General features: G+C 74.8%; 1 protein-coding gene. It reads right to left on the bottom strand.

Features of this window, described 5'->3' with window-relative positions; genetic code table 11:
• Positions 1–532: response regulator (locus CON76_RS11430; RefSeq protein WP_169929052.1), on the bottom strand; the 532-nt coding region annotated here is incomplete at both ends.

Genomic DNA, 532 nt, shown 5'->3' with positions numbered 1-532 from the left:
CTCGGCCCAGTGGCGCTGCTGCAGCGCGGCGTCCAGCGCGGCGGGCAGGGGCGCGCAGTCGCGGTAGAAGCTCAGCAGCACGCGGCGCAGGCGGCCCCAGTCGTGGTCGAGCGCGGCCACGGCGCGCACCACATCGAGCCCCGGCAGCTGGAACGGCGCCGCCACCCGGGCCGCTGGCGCAGGGCCGGCCGCCGTGGCGGATGCGGCGGACGTTGAAGGTGCGGCTGGACCGTCTGCCACCCCGGGCGCTGGCAAGGTGGCGGGGGCGTCGGCGCTGCGTGGCGCAATCCACTGCACCAGGGCGCGCGCCAGTTGCAGCGCGTTGATGGGCTTGGGCAGGTGCGCGTTCATGCCCGCCGCCTGGCTGGCGGCCACGTCGCGCTGCAGCGCCGCCGCCGACAGCGCAATGATGGGCACATCATGGCCCACCGGGTGGGCGCGGATGGCACGCGCCGCCGCAAAGCCGTCCATGCCGTTCATGTGCAAGTCCATCAGGATGGCGTCAAACGGCTGCTGCGTGGCCAGCTCCAGC

Source organism: Macromonas bipunctata (genome assembly GCF_002837135.1).
Taxonomy (GTDB): Bacteria; Pseudomonadota; Gammaproteobacteria; order Burkholderiales; family Burkholderiaceae_C; genus Macromonas_A; species Macromonas_A bipunctata.
The sequence above is the reverse complement of the archived record's forward strand: the minus strand, read 5'-3'. Positions and strand labels throughout refer to the sequence as shown.